The sequence below is a fragment of the Microbacterium salitolerans genome, assembly GCF_019720895.1.
Lineage (GTDB): Bacteria > Actinomycetota > Actinomycetes > Actinomycetales > Microbacteriaceae > Microbacterium.
Genome location: NZ_JAHKSH010000013.1, coordinates 1 through 420, shown reverse-complemented (window position 1 = coordinate 420; position 420 = coordinate 1). Strand labels below are relative to the sequence as shown.

The 420-nt window shown below is 65.5% G+C and carries 1 protein-coding gene; it reads left to right on the top strand.

Features of this window, described 5'->3' with window-relative positions; translation table 11 throughout:
- On the top strand, positions 1-420 hold a 420-nt coding region (locus tag KOL93_RS15995; protein ID WP_221586422.1), incomplete at both ends, for a DUF5979 domain-containing protein.

Here is a 420-nt window from a genome sequence, read left to right as displayed (position 1 = left end):
CGGTCACCATCCCCCTCGACGAGACCGTCTCGGTCACCATCACGAACACCTTCGCCGAAGGATCCGTCACGGTCGCCAAGGAGTTCGAGGGAGACACCCGCTGGGCCGACTCCAGCTACGACGTGACGATCCTCTGTGTCGACCGCACGAGCGACGACCTGATCGTCGACGTGCCCGGCGGGCCCACGCGCACGCTCACCGAGGAGAACGACTGGACGACGACCTACGACCCGCTTCCGGCGGGCGCGTGGTGCATGCTCTCGGAGTCGGATCCCGGAAATGCGGCGTCGTCGGAGATCCTGGATGAAGACGGCGAGCCGATTCAGCGGTGGCAGGTCGGCGAAGACGATCAGCGTCAGTTCACGGTCGTGAACACCTTCGACGTCGGCAGCATCGTCGTGAACAAGACGACCTCCGGCG